Raw genomic sequence first — 17,973 nt, 5'->3', positions numbered from 1 at the left:
ACATGAGCGACGGCACCAAGTCCAACGGCTTCGACGCCGGCGCCCTGCTCGGGCGCTTGCAGGCGGCGCTGCGCAGCGGCGACGTGCTGCTGGCGATGGGCGTCATCATCATCCTGACGGTGCTGATCTTCCCGATGCCCGGCTGGCTGCTGGACATTTCGCTGGCGCTGTCGATCACGCTGTCCGTGCTGATCCTGATGACGTCCCTGTTCATCGAGAAACCGCTCGACTTCAGCGCCTTCCCGACCGTTCTCCTGATCGCCACCATGCTGCGGCTGGCGCTGAACCTTGCCTCGACCCGGCTGATCCTCGAATTCGGCCACGAGGGGACGCATGCCGCGGGCGATGTCATCGCCGCTTTCGGCGACCTCATCATGGGCGGCAACTTCCTGATCGGCATCATCGTCTTCGCCATCCTGGTGATCGTGAACTTCGTCGTCATCACCAAGGGCTCGGGCCGCATCGCCGAGGTCGCGGCGCGTTTCACCCTGGACGCCATGCCCGGCAAGCAGATGGCGATCGACGCCGACCTTTCCGCCGGCCTGCTGACCGAGGACGAGGCGCGCAAGCGGCGCAGCGAGCTGGAACAGGAATCGACCTTCTTCGGCGCCATGGACGGTGCCGCCAAATTCGTCCGCGGCGACGCCATCGCCGGCCTGCTGATCACCGCGATCAACCTGATCGGCGGCATCATCATCGGCACCATGCAGGAAGGCATGTCGGCCGGCGACGCCATGCGCACCTATTCGACCCTGACCGTCGGCGACGGCCTGGTCTCGCAGTTCCCGGCCCTGATCGTCTCGACCGCCGCCGGCCTGATGGTGACCAAGGGCGGCACGCGCGGCACCGCCGACAAAGCCTTCTTCGGCCAGCTGGGCGGTTCCGCCCGGGCCATGGGCATGGCCTCGGCGCTGGCCTTCGTGCTCGCCCTGCTGCCGGGCATGCCGGCGCCGCCGTTCCTGATCCTGGCCGCCGGCGCCGGCTATGCCGCCTATCGGATCGAGCGCAAGCAGACCGGCGACGCCGAAGCCGCGACTGCCCGCACCGAAGCCGAGCAGCGCCGCGCCGTGCCGGCGGAGGAACCGATCTCGGCCGCGCTGGCCATCGACAGCATCCGCCTCGAACTCGGCTACGGCCTGATCCCGCTGATCAACGACGCGACGGGCACCCGCATCACCGACCAGATCAAGGCGCTGCGCCGGCAGATCGCGGCCGAGATGGGCTTCGTCATGCCCTCGGTGCGCATTCTCGACAATGTCTCGCTGCCGCCCAATACCTATGTCCTGCGCCTGAAGGAGATGGAGGCCGGCAAGGGCGACATCCGCCCGCACATGCTGCTGGCCATGGACCCCCGGGGCGATGCGGTCAGCCTGCCGGGCGAACCCACGGTCGAACCCACCTTCGGCCTGGCGGCGACCTGGATCGACCCGTCCTTGCGTGAGGAAGCCCAGTTCCGCGGCCTGACCGTGGTCGATCCCGCCACCGTGATCAGCACCCATCTGACCGAGATGGTGAAGGACAACATGGCGGAACTGCTGTCCTATGCCGAGACCCAGAAGCTCCTGGACGAATTGCCGAAGCCGCAGCAGAAACTGGTGGCCGACCTGATCCCCAGCCGCTTCACCCTGGCCGGCGTCCAGCGCGTGCTGCAACAGCTGCTCTCGGAACGGATCTCGATCCGCGACCTGCCGACCATCCTGGAGGGCATCGGCGAAGCGGTCGGTTACAGCCAGAACGTCATGATCATCACCGAGCATGTGCGCAGCCGGCTGGCGCGCCAGATCTCCTTCTCGAATACCGGCGCCGGGGGCTATATTCCGCTGCTGCCGCTGTCGCCCGACTGGGAACAGGCCTTCGCGGAGGCCCTGATCGGCCCGGGCGAGGAAAAGCAGCTGACGCTGGCGCCCAGCCGCTTGCAGCAATTCATCCAGGCGGTGAAACAGGCCTTCGACCGGATCGGCGCCGACGGCGAACTGCCGGTGCTGCTGACCAGCCCGGCGATCAGGCCCTATGTCCGCTCGATCATCGAACGGTTCCGGCCGCAGACGGTCGTCATGTCGCAGAATGAGATCCACCCCCGTGCGCGCATCCGCACGCTGGGCCAGATCTGACGGGGAGAGTGAGACGTGCGGCTGCGCACCTTCCATGCCGCCTCGATGGCGGAGGCCATGGCGGAAATCCGCAAGGCGCTGGGGCCCGATGCCATCATCGTGTCGTCGCGCCGGGCCGCCCGCGGCATGGTCGAGGTGGTGGCCGCGATCGAGGCCGCCCCCGCCCCGGAAAACCCGCCGCCCGTGCCCGACCGGCGCGACGCCATCGACCGCCGCCCCGATCCCTTCGCCGGCCGCCTGCTGGCCGACGACCCGATCGAGGCCCTGCTCGCCGCCCGCCTGGCCCAGATCAACGAGCCGGCGCGCACGCCCCCGGCGGAGGCCCGCGCCCGCGACGCCTTCTCGCGCCAGATCCGCCGCGCCCTCGATTTCCACCGCACGCCGAAACGCCAGAGCGACCGGCTGGTCAAGGCCGCCGCCGCCTTCGACGGCGCCAGCCCGTCGGACGCCCTCGCCCATGCCCTGTCGGCCATGATGCGCTTCGCCCCGCTGGCCGATCAGCCGCAGCGGTCGATCATGCTGGTCGGCACGCCCGGCGTCGGCAAGACGGTGGCGACGGCGAAGATCGCGGCCCGCGCCGCCGCCGCCGGCACGCCGCTGCGCGTCGTCACCACGGATACGCTGAAGGCCGGCGCCACGGCCCAGCTCGAAGCCTATCTCCGGGCCATGAACCAGCCGCTCGGCCTGGCCGCCAACCCCGCCGAACTGGCGAAGAGCGAGCACGGCGGCCCGCGCAGCCGCCGCGCCGTGATCGACACCGCCGGCGTCAACCCCTTCGACGAGAGTGACATGGTGCAACTCACCCGCCTGCTGGCCGCCGCCGATGTCGAGCCGGTGGTCGTGCTTGCCGCCGGCATCGACGCCCATGACGCCATGGATACCGCCCGCGCCTTTTCCCGCCTGGGCGCCCGGCGTTTCATCGTCACCCGGCTGGACGCCACCCGCCGCCTGGGCAGCCTGATCGCGGCGGCCGAGGCCGGCGGCCTCGCGCTGGCCGAGGTCAGCGCCAGCCCCTTCGTCGGCCAGGGCCTGCGGCCCCTGGATGCCGCCGAACTGGCCCGCCTGATCATGCAGGATTACGACCACATCGAAGCCGACCCGACCTACGAGGAGGCCGCCCAATGAGTACCGAGTCCATCGTGGCCCTGAACCCCGGCTTCGGCGCGGCGCAGAGCCAGCGCCGCCCCGACCCCCGGCGCATCACGGCCATCGCCTCGGGCAAGGGCGGCGTCGGCAAGACCTGGCTGGCCATCACCCTCGCCCATGCCATGGCGAAGGCGGGCAAGCGCGTGCTGCTGTTCGACGGCGACCTCGGCCTTGCCAATGTCGACATTCAACTGGGCCTGATGCCGGAACAGGATCTCGGCGGCGTCATCGCCTCGGGCACCGATCTGGGCGCGGCGGTCACCCATGTCGGGGCCACGGGCTTCGACGTCGTCGCCGGCAAGTCGGGCTCGGGCGCCCTCTCCTCCCTCACCCGGCAGGAGGTTTCGGCGCTGCGCCAGGGCGTGATCGAGCTTTCGCCGCGCTATGACCAGGTGATCGTCGATATCGGCGCCGGCATCGATTCGACCCAGCTCATCCTGGCCTCCACCGGCGGCCGGGTGCTGGTGGTCGCGACCGACGAGCCGACCTCGCTGACCGATGCCTATGCCTTCATCAAGGTCGCCGGCCGGCTGGTGCCGCGCCCCGACCTTCAGGTCGTGGTCAACATGGCCTCGTCCAAGGCCGAGGGCGAGCGCACCTATGCGACGCTGAAACGCGCCTGCGAGAGTTTCCTCAAATTCTCGCCCCCGCTCGCCGGCATCATCCGCCGCGACAACAAGGTGAAGGACGCCATCCGCTACCAGACCCCGTTCCTGGTGCGCCACCCCCATGCCGATGCCGCCGGCGATGTCGAAGCCCTGGCGGCCAGCCTGCTGAAGCCCAGTTCCTGAGATGCCGGCCGATCCCGTCTCCGGCCCCCTGGCGGCGCCCCGGCTCGGTCCCTCGACCGACAATGCCCGGCAGCCGCCCCAATCCGGCCTGCCCGGCCAGCACGGGCAAGGCGGGATCGGTGCCGGGGCCGCGGGATCGCCCGCCCTTCCCGCCGGCGCGGCTGCCGCGCCCTCGGTCCGGCTGGCGGCCGAATTGCTTCGCCTCGATCCCGGCCAGGTGCTGGAAACCCTGGTCGGCGGCCCGGACGGCGAAGGCCGGCCGACCTTGGTCACCAGCGCCGGCCTGTTCGCCGTCACCAATCCCCGCGCCGCCCTGCCGCCGCCGGGCACGCCGCTGTCGATCGAGGTGATCGGCTCGGGCGAGCTTCTGTCCGTGCTGCTGCGCGGCGGGCCGGCGCGCAACATCACCCGCTCCTTCGACCTGCAGTTCCTGGGCGCGGCAGACAGCCCGGCGCCGGAGGCGGAGGCCCTGTCCCGCCCGCTCTATCAGGCGGTCCAGGTCGCGGCGGACGGGCAGCGGCGGATGTCGCTGGCGCTCCGCCTCGGGGTTGCCGGGCCGGCGGGGCCGGATGTCCTGGCCGCGACCGTGATCGCCCGGCGCCCCCAGCCGGACGGCACCGTGGCCCTGACCCTGAGCGGCGCCGACGGCAGCACCATCAACCTCGAAGATGCCCCGGCCGGCATCGCCACCGGCACCCGCCTGCTCCTGGATGTGGCCAGCCGCCGGCCCCTGGGCCCGCTGCCCGAGCGGCCGGCGGCCGGCCCCGCGGCCCTGCCCAGCCTGGCCGGCGCCCCGCCCGCCATCCGCCAGTTCGCCACCGGCCGCCTTGCCATCGCCGCGACCGAGGCCCTGCTCGGCCCCGGCACCGATGCCGCCCCGGACCTCAGCCTGGCCCGCCTGCTGCCCGGCCTTGCCCAGCCGGGGGGCCAGACGCTGGCCGTCGCCCTGCTGGGGGCGGCACTCCGCTTCAAGGATTTCCGCCGCCTGATCGGGCCCGAGCGGGAAAAGGCCCTGGCCGCGGAAGGCCCAGCCCCCCTGCTGCGCGCCAGCGCCGAATTCGCCGACCTGGGGCGGGCGACGGGCGAAACCTCGCCCCAGGGCTGGCGCGCCGTGCCCCTGCCCTTTTTCGACGGGCGCGACATCGTGCCGATCACGCTCTACGTCCACCGCCAGCCCCCGCCCGAGGACAAGGCCGGCCCCGAGGACAGGGAGGCGCAGCGCCGGGGCGGCCAGGGCGGCAACACCCGCTTCCTGGTCGAGGTCAGCCTCAGCCAGCTGGGCGCCTTGCAGATCGACGGCTTCGCCCAGCCCGGCCGGGTCGACACCATCCTGCGCAGCCGCAGCCCCCTGGACCTCGACCTGCGCCAGACCCTGATCGCCCGCTACCAGTCGGTGCTGGCCGAGGCGGGCCTTGCCGGCACCCTGGGCTTCCAGGTGCAGGACAATCCGCTCGGCAGCCTCGGCATCGGCAGCGAGCAGCGACCGGCGACCGGCGGCAGCCTGTCGATCACCGCCTGACGCGGGTCATTTCACCGACAGCACCATGCGCACCAGGGCGGCCAGATTGTCCGCCTGCATCTTGATCATCACCTTGGCGCGATAGATTTCGACCGTGCGCGGGCTGATGCCCAGATCGCGGGCGATGATCTTGTTCGGGTGGCCGGCGACGACGCCGTCCAGCACTTCGCGCTCGCGCTCGGACAGGCTGGCCAGCCGGTCCTGGATTTCGGCGCCCGCGTCGTCCGCCGGCAAGGCCGCGAATTTCCCGCGCGCCAGGGCCAGGGCTTCCAGGATCCGCTCCTCCGAGAAGGGTTTCTCGATGAAGTCGACGACGCCGGCGCGCATCGCCTCGATCGCCAGGGGTATATCGCCATGCCCGGTGATGACGATGACCGGCAGCGCCACCCTGGCCGCATTCAGGCGGTGGACGAGTTCGATCCCGCTGATCTCGGGCATGCGGACGTCGGTGACGATGCAGCCGGGCTCCAGCCCCGGCAGCGCCTCGAGAAAGGCCCCGGCCGACGCATAGGTCGCGACCTTGATATCCGAGGCTTCGAGCATGAAAGCGAGGCTGTCGCGGGCGCTTTCGTCGTCATCGATGAGATGGACCGGCATCTCAAGGCTCATCGGCGGATCCCTCCGTCGGCAGCGGTGGCAGGGTGAAGCGGAAGATCGTGCCGCCGGCCGGGTTGGCCTCGGCCCAGATGCGGCCGCCATGGGCATCGACGATGGAGCGGGAAATCGACAATCCCACCCCCATGCCCTGGGGCTTGGTGGTCATGAAGGGCTGGAACAGGCGGTCGCGCACCTCGTCGGCGATGCCGCTGCCGGTGTCGGCGACGCTGACCAGGGCGAAACCGTCGTCGCGGCGCAGGGTCGCGATCAGCAGGCTGCGCTGGGGCGCATCCTGCATCGCCTCGATGGCGTTGCGGATCAGGTTCAGCAGCACCTGCTGGATCTGCACCCGGTCGACGAGCACGCCGTCGGCGCCCGGATCCAGGTTGAAGCGGACATCGACCCGGCGTTCCTTGGCCCCGACGAGGGCGAGGGCCGCCGCCTCCTCGACCACTTTGGACAGGTTTTCGATCGCCCGCTCGCCGTCCCCGCGCGAGACGAAATTGCGCATGCGGTGGATGATGTCGCCGGCGCGCAGGGCCTGCTGCGCCGCCTTCTGCATGGCTTCGCGGATCTTCGGCTCGTCTTCCGGCCGGCCGCGTTCCTGAAGGCGGCGGGCGCCGGTCAGCAGGTTGGCGATGGCGGACAGCGGCTGGTTCAATTCATGGGCCAGCATGGAGGCCATCTCGCCCACCGCCATCAGGCGCGAGACATGGACGAGTTCGCCCTGGAGATCCTGCAGCCGCGCTTCCACCTGCTGGCGCTCGGACAGGTCGCGCACGAAGCCGGTGAAGAAGGGTTCCGCCCCCTTGGCCTCGCCGACGTGAAGTTCCATCGGGAAGGTGCTGCCGTCTTTCCGCTGGCCGACGATGACGCGGCCGACGCCGATGATCCGCCGCTCGCCGGTCCGGGCATAGCGGTCGAGATAGCCGTCGTGGTGGCGCCGGTAGGGTTCGGGCATGAGCAGGCTGACGTTGCGCCCCACCGCTTCCGCCGCGGTCCAGCCGAACAGGCGCTCGGCGGCGAGGCTGAACGAGCGCATGACGCCCTGGCGGTCGATCACCACCATGGCGTCGGGCACGGTATCGAGGATCGAGCGCAGGTGATCGCTGATCTCGGCCGCGCGCTGGCGGGCGCCCATGAACCAGCCGCCGGCGAAGGAGATCGCGACCCCGAGGGCGAGATAGAGCGCCCCCGCGGCCATGCCCGCCACCCCCAGGGGGGCCGGCACCCCGGCGGCCAGCGGCCCCGCCAGGGCACCGAGGCCGGTCGCCAGCAGCCCGGGCCAGAGGCCGCCATAGGCCGCCGCCGCCAGGACCGCCGCGACATAGACGAGATAGAGCGCCGGCCCGTCGACCGGCGATGCCGGCAGCAGCACCAGCCCGGTGGCGACCGCGACCGCCGCCAGGGCAATGCCATAGGCCGCCGGCCGTCTGTCGCTGAACAATGCGGGCGCCGTCCGGCCGCGCTCGGGCATGGCGCCCCTCACCCCTTGGAATCAGTCGAGTTAAAGCATAGCACGGCTTCCGCCCCGCGATCGCCGCAGACAATCGAGCGCCCCCGCCGCCAGGGCCCGGGTGAGCTCGGCCGAGGTCGTCGCCCGGGCCAGGGCCGCCGCCTGCCCGGACCAGAGATTGGTGAAATCGTCCCGCCCCGCCGCCTCGGCCGCCTGGCGCAAGGGGGCGAGCGCGGCGCCGGCGGTCGGAAAGGCCGGGGCATCGGCGGACAGCGGGCCGAGCTCGCGCATCAGCCGGTTCACCACCCCCCGCGCCGGGCGCCCGGTGAAGAGATTGGTCAGGGCCGTGTTGTCGTCTCCGGCCCGGGCCAGGGCGGCGCGATGCAGGGGCGGCAGCTTCGCCTCCGGCGTGAACAGATAGGCGGTACCGACCTGGACGCCGGCGGCGCCCAGCATGAAGGCGGCGGCAACGCCCCTGCCGTCGGCGATGCCGCCGGCGGCGATCACCGGCACGCCGACCGCATCCGCCACCTGGGGCACCAGGGCCATGGTCCCGGCCTGGGTCGCCATGTCGGGATCGAGGAAGGAACCGCGGTGGCCGCCGGCCTCCGCCCCCATGGCGATCACCGCGTCGACGCCGCGGGCGGCCAGTGCCCGCGCCTCGGCGACCGTGGTGGCGGAGGAGACGATCCGGGCGCCGGTCCGCCGCACCCGGGCGAGCAGGTCGTCCGCCGGCAGGCCGAAGTGAAAGCTCACCACCTCGGGCCGGTACTCCTCGACCACGGCGGCGAAACCGTCGTCGAAGGGGGCCCGCGCCGCACCCGCGGGGCCGGGCGGCGGCACCAGCCCCGCCTCGGCGTAGAAGGGGGCGAGGCGGGCGCGCCAGCGCGCCTCCGCCGCCGCATCGGGCCGGGGAGCCTGGTGGCAGAAGAAATTCACGTTGATCGGGCGCGCGGTCGCGGCGCGGATCTCGTCGAGGGCGGCGCGCAATTCCGCCGGGGCATATTGCGCCGAGGGCAGGGAGCCGAGGCCGCCCGCGGCGCTGACCGCGATCACCATGGCCGGCGTGGTCGCCCCGGCCATGGGCGCCTGGATCACCGGCAGGTCGATGGCGAAAAGGTCGAGCAGCCGCTGATCGGGCCAGGGGGTCATCGCATCCTCCGTCACGGGCGGGACACAATGGCCCGCCATAGTTCCCCAGTCCAGCCGGCCCCTTTTCTACCGGTTCTACCGGCGACGATACACCGCGCCGCGGCGGCACTCGCTTCGCCCGGCGACCGGGGGTATCCTCGCCGGCGACCTGCCCCGGGGTCGCCCGATTTTACGCAGCCAGAGGCGGCCAAACGGCCGAAATCATCATGCATCGTCTCCGTCGCGCCAAGATCGTCGCTACGGTCGGGCCCGCCAGCAATTCGCCCGAAATGCTGAAGGCCCTGTTTCTCGCCGGGGTAGACACGTTCCGCCTGAATTTCAGCCACGGCAGCCACGACGACCACGCCCGGGTGCATGCGGCGATCCGGGCCCTCGAACAGGAGGTCGGCCGCCCGATCGGCATCCTTCAGGACCTTCAGGGCCCGAAGATCCGGGTCGGCACCATCCGCGACGGCCGGATCAAGGTCGAGGCGGGCGAGACCATCCGCTTCGTCCAGCACGGCACCGACGGCGACCGCGACGCCATTCCCCTGCCGCACCCGGAGATTTTCGCCGCCGTCCTGCCCGGCCACGACCTCCTGATCGACGACGGCAAGCTCAGGGTGAAGATCACCGGCCTCGGCGCCGACTGGATCGAGGCCCGGGTGATCACCGGCGGCGTGATCTCGAACCGCAAGGGCGTGAACCTGCCCGACACCCTGCTGGAGCTTTCGCCCCTGACCCCGAAGGACCGGGCCGACCTCGCCTTCGGCCTGTCGCTGGGGGTCGACTGGGTGGCGCTGTCCTTCGTGCAGAAGCCGGGCGACCTGATCGAGGCGCGCGGCCTGATCGGCGACCGGGCCGGGCTGCTGGCCAAGATCGAGAAACCCTCCGCCCTCGATCATATCGACGACATCATCCGCCTCGCGGATGCGGTCATGGTGGCGCGCGGCGATCTCGGGGTAGAGATCCCGCACGAGGACGTGCCCGGCCGCCAGAAGGAACTGGTGCGCGCCTGCCGCCTGGCCGTGAAGCCGGTGATCGTCGCCACCCAGATGCTCGATTCCATGGTCGCCGCCCCGACCCCGACCCGGGCCGAGGCGTCGGACGTCGCCACGGCGATCTACGACGGGGCGGACGCGGTCATGCTGTCCGCCGAATCGGCCGCCGGCAGCTACCCGCGCGAGGCGGTGGAGATGATGGACCGCATCATCCGCAGCACCGAGCACCACAAGCTCTACCGCTCGCTGATCTCGGTCTCGGAACCGCAGGTCGAACGGACGCCGCCCCATGCGGTCGCCGCCGCCGCCGCCACCCTGGCCGATGCCATCGATGCCCCAGCCATCGTCGCCTATACCCACAGCGGCACCACCGCCGCCCGCATCGCCCGCAAGCGGCCGGAAGTGCCGATCCTGGCGCTGACCCCGGAGATCGCCGTGGCCCGCCGGCTGTGCCTGCTGTGGGGCGCGCACAGCGTGCAGTCGGCCCCGGTCTCGACCTATGAGGACATGGTCAGCCACGCCGAGGAGATCGCGCTCGGCGAGGGCTTCGGCCAGCCGGCGGACCATATCGTCGTGGTTTCCGGCATTCCCTTCGGCCGCGCCGGCACCACCAACAACATCAGGGTGACCCGGCTGCCGGGCTAGAGCAGGGTCGGCGTGACCGTCATGCCGACCCTGCCCGCCGGGTTCCGCCGCGGATCATGCCGTCGATCACGGCGACGATGGCGTCCGGGCAATCCTCCTGCAGAAAATGGCCGCCTTCGAGCGTTACATGCGGCTGACCCCTGGCGCCGGGAATCCGGGCCTGAAAGACCGCCTCCCCGCCTCGGGTCACCGGATCGCCGTCGCTGAAGGCGGTGATCACCGGCCGTTCGAACCGTTCCAGCACCGCCCATGCCGCCTTGTTCTCGGCGACCGAGGCGTGTTCCGGCGTGATCGGCACCAGGACCGGAAATTGCCGGGCGCCGGCCTTATAGGTCTCGTCCGGGAACGGCGCATCATAGGCGGCGATCTCCTGCGGGCTCAGCGCCTGCCCGGTGCCGCCGTTGAGGATGGCGCCGACCGGCAGCTGCGGCACGCCCTGGCTGAAGTCGAGCCAGGCTTTGAACCCCTCCGACAGGCCGCTGCCGACCGGCAGGGCGGTGTTGGCGACGATCAGGCCGGCGAAGCGTTCCGGGAAGGCGGCGACCAGGCGCAGGCCGATCAGCCCGCCCCAGTCCTGACAGAAGAGGGTCACGTCCTTCAGATCCAGCCGGGTCAGCCATTGGCTCATCCAGGCCACGTGCCGCTCGTAGGTATAGTCGGTCCGGGCTGCCGGCTTGTCGGACCGGCCGAAGCCGATCAGGTCCGGCGCGATCGCGCGATAGCCCGCGGCGGCCAGCGCCGCGATGATCTTGCGATAGAGATAGCCCCAGGAAGGCTCGCCGTGCAGGAGCAGGACCGTGGCCCCGTCCCTCGGCCCTTCGTCCACATAGTGAAGGCGAAGGGACGTTCCGCCGGCGTCCTCGATCTCCAGGTACTTCGGCGCATAGGGCCAATCGGGGAGACCGACGAACCGCTCGTCCGGGGTGCGCAGCGTTTTCATGGGCGTGGATCCTCTCCTTGGGCAGGCGATGTGGTCGCTGGGAAACGCGCGACGCTTATTGTTTCAGGCCGTCGAATTCGAATGCGATCGCCTCGCGCAGGGCCTCCTTGGGATAGCCGGCCCGGATCAGCACGAGAATGCCCTGGTAGAGCGCCAGCAGCCGGCGAGCGGCCGACGCGGCATCGGCCCGCCCGGGCGACAGCCGCTCGATCGCGGCCAGGAATGCGTCCTCCTGAGCCTTGAAGCCGCGGTGCAGGCCCGCCAGGGCCTCGGACCCCGCAGGGCCGAATTCAACCGCCGTATTGGTGAGCAGGCAGCCGAACGAGCCGCCGCCCGGCTCGTCGAGCAGGGTCATGAACAATGCCCGCAGCCCGTCGAGCGGGTCGCCTTGCCCCAGGTGCCTGGCCAGGCGCCGCGCGACGACCGTGTCGACATAACGGCCCAGCACCTGCTGGAAGATCACGTCCTTGTCGCCGAAGCTGTTGTACAGGCTGCCCGACGACAGGCCCGTCGCACGTTCGAGGGCCTTGATCGATGTCCCGGCGAACCCCTGGTGACGGAACGCTTCGACCGCCGCGTCGAGGGCCTGGTCGAGTTCGAATTCAACGGGTCTGGCCATCTCTCGCTCGATTTATAACGTTCATTTTAGAATGAACGATTTAAAATATTCCGTCAAGAGGGGGACCGGCGCTCGCTGCACCGCGGCATCGACGAAACCCTCGGCGGCCGATAGGCTGCACCGATCAGGGCAGGGGGTTTCCGTGATCGACAATATCGAACCGCCGGACAGCGAGGCGATCATCCGCACCATCGCCATGCCGGCCGACACCAACCCGGCCGGCGATATCTTCGGCGGCTGGCTGATGGCGCAGATGGACCTGGCGGCGGGCAGCGCCGCCGCCCGCCGGGCGCGTGGACGCTGCGCCACCATCGCCGTCGACGCCATGGTCTTCCTGCGCCCGGTCGCCGTCGGCGACGAGGTCAGCCTCTATGCCGAGATCGCCTCGGTCGGGCGCACCTCGATGAAGATCCATGTCGAAGCCTGGCGCCGCAGCCGCGACAGCGAGGAGCGCTACAAGGTGACGGACGCCACCTTCACCTTCGTCGCCATCGACGCCCAGGGCCGCCCGCGCGACGTGCCGCCGCCTGCCTGAAGCCGGGGGCGGTCTGAAGCCGGTTCAATCGCCGAGTTCGGCCCAGGCGTCGGTCTCGGGCGGCTGCGGATCGGGCGCCGGCCGCCCGATCAGATAGCCCTGGATCTCGTTGCAGCCGAGCCGCCGCAAGATGCGCAGCTGGCCGAGTGTTTCCACCCCTTCCGCGGTCACCGGCACCCCGAGGGAGGCGCCGAGGCCGAGCACGGCGCGCACGATCGCGACCGAGCGCGGGTCGAGTTCGATCCGCGAGACGAAGCCGCGATCCACCTTCAGGCGGTCGAAGGGGAAATGGCGCAGCGTCGCCAGCGACGACCAGCCGGCACCGAAATCGTCGAGGGCGATGGCAAGGCCCAGCGCCTTCAGCGCTTCGAAAGCCCGGACCATCTGCTCGGTATGGCCGAGGATGGCGGTCTCGGTCACCTCGAGTTCCAGGCGTTCGGGTGCGAGCCCGGTCTCGGCCAGGATCGCGGCCACCGTCTTCGGGAAATCGGGGCGCGCCAGCTGCACCGGCGAGACATTGACCGCCACCCGCAATCCCCCCGGCCAATCGCGGGCCGCGGCGCAGGCGAGACGCAGCACATGGGCGCCGACCTCGACGATCAGGCCCGATTCCTCGGCCACCGGCACCAGGATATGGGGGCCGATGATGCCCCGCGCCGGATGGGCCCAGCGCAGCAGCGCCTCATAGCCCCTGAGGGCGCCGTCCCCGGCGGCGACCACCGGCTGGTAGACCAGGAACAATTCGCCCGCCTCGAGGGCCCGGTGCAGATCGGCGGCGATGTCCCAATCGGCGGTGCTCGCCTCTTCCACCTCGCGCAGGCTGAGCCGGCGGATGCCGCCGCCGCCCATGCGCTTCTCGATGTTGAGGGCGGCTTCGGCGCGGCGCTGCAATTCGCCCGCATCGCGGGAATCCTCCAGCGTCAGCGCCATGCCGATGGAGGCCCGGATCTGCACCGTCTGGTCGTCGAGGACGACCGGGCGCACGACCTCGGCCTGCACCCGGCGGGCGAAGGCGAGCGCCTCCCCCGTTCCCGGGACATGGGCGAGAAGGCAGAAACGGTCGCCGCCGCTGCGCGCCACCGCATCCGCCGCCCCCGTCATTTTCGCCAGGCGGCGGGCAATGATGCGCAACACGTCGTCGCCGACCTGCCGGCCGTGGCGTTCGTTGATGGCCTTGAAGCCGTCGCAGTCGACGACGAGCAGTGCAAGGTCCGCATCGTCCCGGGCCAATGTGGCCGCAAGCTCGCCTTCGAACTGGATCCGGTTGGGCAGGCCGGTCAGGGCATCGCGCTCGACCAGATATTTGATCCGCGCCTCGCGCTCGCGAAGGCCGGTGACATCCTGCACCGCGACCATCAGGTAATCGACCGGCCCGGACCGGGTGGACAGGGTCACCAGGCTCTTGAAGGTGCGCAGAACCTTGACGGCGCCGCCCGGCTCCGCCAGCAGTTCTTCGCTTTCGTCCGGCTTCCGGCTGGCGAAGATCGCCCGGTTGTTGCGCACCAGCGCCGCCTCGTGCCCGGTGCGGATCGTCCCTTCCGCCGGCATGCCGACGAAGGCGTCCCGGCGCATATTGACCATGGCGCAGAAGGCGTCGTTGGCCAGCACGACGCGCGCCGCCGGGTCCATCAGGGCGACCGGCATGGGGATCACGTCGATGATGGTCTGCAGCGTGTCAGCCGTATATGTGATGGCCGACGCCGGGCACATCCCCTACACCTTTTCTTTCCGCGACGGCGGCCGCACGGCTCACCGGAATGGGAACATTCAGCCCCGACAGTAAGCCACCGATCGGACTCCCAGTTCAATGCATCTGATGGCCGGTCGGCGAATCACCCCTGCTTGCTCGGCCCGAAAAAATTGACAGCAATGTCAACATGTTGGCAGGAAACGGGTGGCGGCGAAACAGCGATCCGCCAAGCCGGGCGTGCGTTGTGTCCGAACGCGGGATATTGTCGGGAATGACGCCTCGCGAGCCCCGCTGCCGTGACGAGTACCGCCGATGCCGAAGGATTCCTCCCCCGCTGTCCTGCCGCCCGGCGTGGTGGTCAACCCGGCCCATTCGCCGCTCGACAATGCGCAGGGCCTGTTCTTCGGCGTGGCCATGGTTTCCTTCGGCATCGCCCTGCTGCATGCCATGGGCCTGCTGACCGGGCAGGCGGCGGGGATCGCCTTCCTGATCGCCCAGGCGACGGGGGCCGACCTCGGCCTCGTCTTCCTCCTGGTCAATGTGCCCTTCTATGTCCTCGCGGTGCTGCGCATGGACCGGCGCTTCGTGCTGCGCTCCATCGTCTGCGTCGCCGGCATTTCGCTGCTGACCAGCCTCGCCCCCCGGCTGCTGGTGATCGCCTATGTCGAGCCCTTTTCCGGCGCCATCCTGGCCGGGCTTTGCATCGGCATCGGCGTGATCGGCCTGTTCCGCCACGGCGCCAGCGGCGGCGGGATCGGCATTCTCGCCTATTACATCCAGGAAAAGACGGGCTTTCGCGCCGGCTGGCTGCAATTGCTGCTCGATGTCGTCATCTTCGCCGTCGCCGCCTTCATGATCGACGGCATGAACGTGCTGGTCTCCATGGTCGGGGCGCTGGCGCTCAACCTTCTGGTCGCCTTCAACCACCGGCGCGACTGGTATGTCGCGCGCTGAGGCTCAGTCCCGGTGCGGGAACGGGCCTATTCCGCGGAAGGCCGGCGCGCCTTCAGGGCCGCGGCCAGGGTGCCGTCGTCGAGATAATCCAACTCGCCGCCGACCGGCACGCCATGGGCCAAGCGCGTCACCGCCACGCCCCGGCCGGCCAATTGGGCGGCGATGTAATGGGCCGTGGTCTGGCCGTCGACGGTGGCGTTGAGGGCGAGCACGACCTCGCGCAGCGGCGCGCCCAGGCGGGCGATCAGGGCGGGAATGCGCAATTCGTCGGGCCCGATGCCGTCGATCGCCGAGAGATGGCCGCCGAGCACATGGTAGAGCCCGCGAAAGGCGCCCGAACGTTCGATCGCCCAGAGATCGCCCACCGATTCGACGACGCAGACGACGCCGGCATCGCGCGCCGGATCGCGGCAGACGGCGCAAGGGTCCATCGTATCGAGATTGCCGCAGCGGCTGCACGGACGGACCTTGTCCAAAGCCTCGGCCAGGGCGGCGGCGAGCGGCGCCATCAGGCTTTCGCGCCGGCTGATCAATTGCAGCGCGGCGCGCCGGGCCGAGCGCGGCCCGAAGCCCGGCAGCCGGGCGAGAAGCTGGATCAGCCGGTCGAGCGCGCCGCCCGGCTCGGGCCCGGCGAGCGCCATCAGAACGGCAGCTTGAAGCCCGCGGGCAGGCCCATGCCGGCGGTCGCCTTCTGCATTTCGTCGGCCATCTTCGCCTCGACCTTGGCCTTGGCGTCGCGGTGGGCGGCGACGATCAGGTCCTCCAGCACTTCCGCCTCGTCGGCGACGATCAGGCTGGGGTCGATCTTCACCTTCTTCACCTCGCCCTTGCCGGTCATGGTGATGGACAGAAGCCCGCCGCCCGAGCGGCCCTCGACTTCCACCGTGTCCAGGCTGCTCTGCATTTCGGCCATCTTGGCCTGCATCGCCTGGGCCTGCTTCATGATTTCGTTCAGCTTCATGGCCGGGGTTCCTCAGTCGTCCTCATGTTCGAGATCGAAGATGTCCAGGATCGGCGCATCCTCGTCGTGGGGTTCGGCGGTTTCCGCCTCGTCCTCGATCGGGCCGGCCATCCCCTGTTTCGAGAGCGGCCTGATATCGACGAGGCGAAGGCCCGGAAAGGCGGCTTCCAGCGCCCGCACCGGGGCCGAGGTCTTCAGCCGCTCGGCCAGGGCGTTCTTCGCCTCGCGCGCCTGCTCGCCCAGGGTCTCGGCGCCGGCCTCGGTCGAGGTGTCGATCACCCAGGTCTCGCCGGTCCATTCCTTCAGGCGGGCCGCGACCTCGCGCAGGCGGTTGCCGCTGCCTTCCTCCAGCCGGACCAGGATGCGGCCGGGCGCGAAGGCGACGAGATGGGCATCGTTCGAGAGATGGGCGGAGAGCATGATCTCGCGCTTGGCCTCGAACAGGGCGACCACCGCCTCGAAACTGTCGAGGGCGGCGGGTTTCGGCTGGCCCTGCGGCGGGCTGAGGAAGACGACGTTACCCTCCGCCTTGGCGACCGGGCCTTCCGCCCTGGCGACCGGGGCGCGGCCGGGCACGGGCGCGGCCAGGGGCCGGCCGACGGCGACCGCGCTGGCCAGCGCCCCGCCGCCACCGGGGCCCGGGCCGGCGGGCCCGCGGCGGGTGCTGTCGCGCTCGTCCTGATATTGTTTCACGAGGTCGGCCGGGGGCGGCAGGTCGGCGGCATAGGTCAGGCGGATCAGGATCATTTCCGCCGCCGGCAGCGGGCTGGGCGCCACCCGCACCTCGCCCAGGCCCTTCAGCAGCATCTGCCAGCTCCGCGCCAGCACCGGCATGGACAGGCCCCGGGCAAGCTCCAGGCCGCGCAGGCGGTCGTGTTCCGAGGCCGTCGCCTCCGCCGCCGCCTCGGGCACGATCTTCAGCCGGGTCAGCCAATGGGTGAGTTCCAGCAGGTCCTGGAGCACCACCGCCGGGTCGGCGCCGGTATCGTATTGATCGGTGAGTTCGGCCAGCGCCGCCCTTGCATCGCCCCTCATGACCATTTCGAACAGGTCGAAGACCCGGGCCCGGTCGGCCAGGCCCAGCATGTCGCGCACCGCGCCCTCGTCGACCGCGCCCGCGGCATGGGCGATCGCCTGGTCGAGCAGCGACAGGGCATCGCGCACCGAGCCTTCCGCCGCCCGCGCGATCAGGGCCAGCGCCGCCGGCGCGACCTGCGCCCCTTCCTTGACGGCGATGCCGCCGAGATGGGCGATGAGGCGGTCCTGTTCGATGCGGCGCAGGTCGAAACGCTGGCAGCGCGACAGCACGGTGACCGGGACCTTGCGGATTTCGGTGGTGGCGAAGATGAATTTCACATGGGGCGGCGGCTCCTCCAGCGTCTTCAGCAGGGCGTTGAAGGCGCTGGTCGAGAGCATGTGCACTTCGTCGATGATATAGACCTTGAAGCGCGCCTGGACCGCGGCGAAGCGGACGCCGTCGATGATCTCGCGGATGTCGTTCACGCCGGTTCTGCTGGCGGCGTCCATTTCCTGGACGTCGATGTGCCGGCTTTCCGCGATCGCCGTGCAGTTGACGCAGACGCCGCAGGGCTCGACCGTGGGGCCGCCCGTGCCGTCGGCGCCGATGCAGTTCAAGCCCTTGGCGATGATGCGGGCGGTGGTGGTCTTGCCCACCCCGCGCACCCCGGTCAGCATGAAGGCATGGGCCAGGCGCCCGGCCGCGATCGCATTGGTCAGGGTGCGCACCATCGCCTCCTGGCCGATCAGTTCGGCGAAGGTCGAGGGCCGGTATTTCCGGGCCAATACGCGATAGGGTTCTGCCGGGGACTCCGACTGATTCAGCATGTCGGTCATGGCCGGGGATTGTGGCGGCCCGG

The 17,973-nt window shown here is 70.5% G+C and carries 16 protein-coding genes; 7 read left to right on the top strand and 9 right to left on the bottom strand.

What is annotated here, in order from left to right; all coding sequences use genetic code 11:
• Window positions 1-2: 2 nt before the first annotated feature.
• Genes flhA through DKG75_RS23740 form a run of 4 tightly spaced genes read left to right on the top strand, consistent with a single transcriptional unit; the run spans window position 3 to window position 5,567 of the window.
• Entirely contained in the window at window positions 3-2,111 is a 2,109-nt protein-coding gene (gene flhA, locus DKG75_RS07485; RefSeq protein WP_109920466.1) for a flagellar biosynthesis protein FlhA, read from the top strand.
• 15 nt (window positions 2,112-2,126) lie between these two features.
• Window positions 2,127-3,236 carry a flagellar biosynthesis protein FlhF gene (locus tag DKG75_RS07480; RefSeq protein ID WP_109920465.1) on the top strand — a complete coding sequence of 370 codons (1,110 nt, stop codon included), beginning with the start codon at window positions 2,127-2,129 and terminating at the stop codon, window positions 3,234-3,236.
• Complete coding sequence (locus tag DKG75_RS07475; RefSeq protein ID WP_109920464.1) at window positions 3,233-4,048, top strand: MinD/ParA family protein; 816 nt, start codon at window positions 3,233-3,235, stop codon at window positions 4,046-4,048. Before DKG75_RS07480 ends, DKG75_RS07475 begins: the two co-directional genes overlap by 4 nt.
• Before the next feature lies 1 nt (window position 4,049).
• Complete coding sequence (locus tag DKG75_RS23740; RefSeq protein ID WP_109920463.1) at window positions 4,050-5,567, top strand: hypothetical protein; 1,518 nt, start codon at window positions 4,050-4,052, stop codon at window positions 5,565-5,567.
• Between the two features lie 6 nt (window positions 5,568-5,573).
• Here the strand turns inward: DKG75_RS23740 and fixJ are convergent, their stop codons facing one another.
• From fixJ to DKG75_RS07455, 3 genes are read right to left on the bottom strand one after another with little or no spacing between them, the layout of a single operon-like run.
• Window positions 5,574-6,176: a response regulator FixJ gene (gene fixJ, locus DKG75_RS07465; protein ID WP_109920462.1), complete on the bottom strand. Its 603-nt coding sequence runs from the start codon at window positions 6,174-6,176 to the stop codon at window positions 5,574-5,576.
• Window positions 6,166-7,641, bottom strand: coding sequence for a sensor histidine kinase (locus tag DKG75_RS07460; RefSeq protein ID WP_109920461.1), 1,476 nt, complete (start codon window positions 7,639-7,641; stop codon window positions 6,166-6,168). Before DKG75_RS07460 ends, fixJ begins: the two co-directional genes overlap by 11 nt.
• Window positions 7,642-7,671: 30 nt before the next feature.
• Window positions 7,672-8,772, bottom strand: a complete 1,101-nt coding sequence (locus DKG75_RS07455) for an NAD(P)H-dependent flavin oxidoreductase (protein ID WP_109920460.1) — start codon at window positions 8,770-8,772, stop codon at window positions 7,672-7,674.
• A 206-nt stretch (window positions 8,773-8,978) separates the two neighbouring features.
• Between DKG75_RS07455 and pyk the strand changes: the two genes are divergently transcribed.
• Window positions 8,979-10,397 carry a pyruvate kinase gene (pyk, locus tag DKG75_RS07450; protein ID WP_109920459.1) on the top strand — a complete coding sequence of 473 codons (1,419 nt, stop codon included), beginning with the start codon at window positions 8,979-8,981 and terminating at the stop codon, window positions 10,395-10,397.
• Between the two features lie 19 nt (window positions 10,398-10,416).
• On the opposite strand, the gene DKG75_RS07445 is transcribed toward pyk, so the two are convergent.
• Window positions 10,417-11,337 carry a haloalkane dehalogenase gene (locus DKG75_RS07445; RefSeq protein WP_109920458.1) on the bottom strand — a complete coding sequence of 307 codons (921 nt, stop codon included), beginning with the start codon at window positions 11,335-11,337 and terminating at the stop codon, window positions 10,417-10,419.
• A gap of 55 nt (window positions 11,338-11,392) precedes the next feature.
• Window positions 11,393-11,956 carry a TetR/AcrR family transcriptional regulator gene (locus DKG75_RS07440; RefSeq protein WP_109920457.1) on the bottom strand — a complete coding sequence of 188 codons (564 nt, stop codon included), beginning with the start codon at window positions 11,954-11,956 and terminating at the stop codon, window positions 11,393-11,395.
• Window positions 11,957-12,152: 196 nt separating this feature from the next.
• Here DKG75_RS07440 and DKG75_RS07435 point away from each other — a divergent pair, with 196 nt between their 5' ends.
• The gene (locus DKG75_RS07435; protein WP_243746532.1) at window positions 12,153-12,491 is read left to right on the top strand and encodes an acyl-CoA thioesterase; all 339 of its coding nucleotides are present in this window, start codon (window positions 12,153-12,155) and stop codon (window positions 12,489-12,491) included.
• A 24-nt stretch (window positions 12,492-12,515) separates the two neighbouring features.
• On the opposite strand, the gene DKG75_RS07430 is transcribed toward DKG75_RS07435, so the two are convergent.
• Window positions 12,516-14,201: a putative bifunctional diguanylate cyclase/phosphodiesterase gene (locus DKG75_RS07430; protein WP_109920455.1), complete on the bottom strand. Its 1,686-nt coding sequence runs from the start codon at window positions 14,199-14,201 to the stop codon at window positions 12,516-12,518.
• 292 nt (window positions 14,202-14,493) lie between these two features.
• Between DKG75_RS07430 and DKG75_RS07425 the strand changes: the two genes are divergently transcribed.
• The gene (locus DKG75_RS07425) at window positions 14,494-15,135 is read left to right on the top strand and encodes a YitT family protein (RefSeq protein ID WP_109920454.1); all 642 of its coding nucleotides are present in this window, start codon (window positions 14,494-14,496) and stop codon (window positions 15,133-15,135) included.
• Between the two features lie 26 nt (window positions 15,136-15,161).
• Here the strand turns inward: DKG75_RS07425 and recR are convergent, their stop codons facing one another.
• The 3 genes from recR to DKG75_RS07410 are packed head-to-tail and all read right to left on the bottom strand — an operon-like array spanning window position 15,162 to window position 17,950.
• A complete protein-coding gene (gene recR / locus DKG75_RS07420) occupies window positions 15,162-15,776 on the bottom strand; it encodes a recombination mediator RecR (RefSeq protein ID WP_109920453.1) in 615 nt (204 codons plus the stop codon).
• Window positions 15,776-16,096 (bottom strand): YbaB/EbfC family nucleoid-associated protein, encoded by a 321-nt coding sequence (locus tag DKG75_RS07415; protein WP_109920452.1) that lies wholly within the window; start codon window positions 16,094-16,096, stop codon window positions 15,776-15,778. Before DKG75_RS07415 ends, recR begins: the two co-directional genes overlap by 1 nt.
• Window positions 16,097-16,108: 12 nt before the next feature.
• Window positions 16,109-17,950: a DNA polymerase III subunit gamma/tau gene (locus DKG75_RS07410; protein WP_243746518.1), complete on the bottom strand. Its 1,842-nt coding sequence runs from the start codon at window positions 17,948-17,950 to the stop codon at window positions 16,109-16,111.
• Window positions 17,951-17,973: the final 23 nt, after the last annotated feature.

It is taken from the genome of Zavarzinia compransoris, from assembly GCF_003173055.1.
Classification (GTDB): Bacteria; Pseudomonadota; Alphaproteobacteria; order Zavarziniales; family Zavarziniaceae; genus Zavarzinia; species Zavarzinia compransoris.
The sequence above is the reverse complement of the archived record's forward strand: the minus strand, read 5'-3'. Positions and strand labels throughout refer to the sequence as shown.